1 protein-coding gene is annotated in these 1667 nt (G+C 76.7%); it reads left to right on the top strand.

All coding sequences use genetic code 11. The annotated features are described in order from the left end of the window. The coding region (locus C1I95_RS33770) for a helix-turn-helix domain-containing protein (RefSeq protein ID WP_233514064.1) at nucleotides 1–1504 on the top strand (1504 nt) is incomplete at its 5' end. Between the last annotated feature and the right edge of the window lie 163 nt (nucleotides 1505–1667).

Genomic DNA, 1667 nt, shown 5'->3' with positions numbered 1-1667 from the left:
CACGCACACCGCCGGAGCACGCTCGCCGGGCGCAGTGGTCTCCGGCGGTGTGCGTGAGCCGAACGCCATGGCTGGCGGCGGTGTGCGTGAGCCGAACGCCGTGGCTGGCGGCGGTGGGCGTGCACCGAACGCCGTGGCTGGTGGCGGTGTGCGGCAGCCGAACGTCGTGGCTGGTGGCGGGCTGCGTGAGCCGAGTGCCGTGGTCGGCGCCGGGGCGCCTCGGGCCGACGCCGGTGACGACGCCGACGTGCGGGCGGTGGCCGGTGCCGCGCTGGCCCTGCTCGCGCTGGACTCCGGCGACCTGACCGGGGCGGCGACCGGATTCGCGGCGGCACTGGCGGCCGCCCGGGAGGCGGGACGGCCGCGCACCGAGCTGGTCTGCGCCAGCCGGTGGGCCCTGCTCGCGGCGCTGCGGGGCGAGTTGCGCGCGGCCGAGGAGGCGGCCCGCAGTGCCCTGGCGTTGCCGCCCTGTCAGGGCTGGTCGGCGCAGGTCGACTGCGGGTACGCCTACCTGGCGCTGGGCCTGGTGGCGATGTACCGGGACCAGCCGGCGGAGGCCGAGGCGAACCTGGCGCTGGCGGCCGCGGCGACCGGGGAGCGGCCGGCCGGTGCGGTGGCGGCCTGGTGCCGGGCGTACCTGCGCTACGACGAGGGTGACCTGACTGCCGGTCACCGGCTGCTGGTGGAGGCCCGCGAGGAGTGGTCGGGCCGGGCCGGCGAGCTGGGTGCGTTGCTGCTGGCCGCCGAGGTGGATCTGCACAGCGCCCGAGGCGACCTGGCGACCGCTCGCGGCCTAGCCGATCATCGCCCGACCTGGCCGCCGCCCGCAGCCCCGCTGGCCGGCTCGGACGCCGGCCCCGCAGCCCGGCTGGCCGGCTCGGCAGCCCCGGAGGCCGGGCTGGACGCTGCGCTGGCGCGTTCGGACGCTGCGCTGGCGGTCGCGGCGGCCCGGGTCGAGCTGCGGGCCGGCGATCCGCGCGCCGCCGCGCGCCTGCTGCCGGACTGGACGGCCGCGTCGGCGGCCGACTGGCCGCTGCCGGTACGCCTCGACGCCGCGCTGCTCGACGCGCTGCTCGCGGCGCGCGGCGGCGACGACCGGCGCGCCGGTCGGACGCTGGAGTCGGCGCTCGATCTGGCCGCCCCGGACGGCTACCGGCGGCCGTTCATCCGGGCCGAGCCGGGGCTGCGGGATGTGATCGCCGCCCACCTCGATGCCGGCACGGCGCACTGGCCGATGGTCAGCGACCTGGTCCGGACCGTCGACGTGCCGCCCGAGCGGGGCACGGCCGGCGCACCCGTGGTGCCGTTGGGCGAGCCGCTGACCGAGCGGGAGCTGACGATCCTGCGATATCTGCAGAGCATTCTGTCCAACGTGGAGATCGCGGGCGAGCTGTCGGTCTCGGTCAACACGATCAAGACGCACGTCCGCAACATCTACCGCAAGCTGGACGCCACCCGCCGCCGCGACGCCGTCCGCCGCGCCCGCGAACTCCATTTGATCTAGAGCGACCGGCAATAGGACTGGCGGGGCTGCGGCGCGCCCTGGCACTTCGGCTGGCGGCGTTGTCGTCGTCGGCCATGCAACACCGGCATGGCCTCCTCCTCCGCCTTGCCATCCTCGGCCAGGACCCGCCTCGCCTCCACCGCCCTATTGCCGGTCGCTCTTA

It is taken from the genome of Micromonospora craterilacus (assembly GCF_003236315.1).
GTDB classification, from domain to species: Bacteria; Actinomycetota; Actinomycetes; order Mycobacteriales; family Micromonosporaceae; genus Micromonospora; species Micromonospora craterilacus.
Note: the sequence above shows the minus strand (reverse complement) of the source record. Positions and strands in the feature narration are given on the sequence as shown.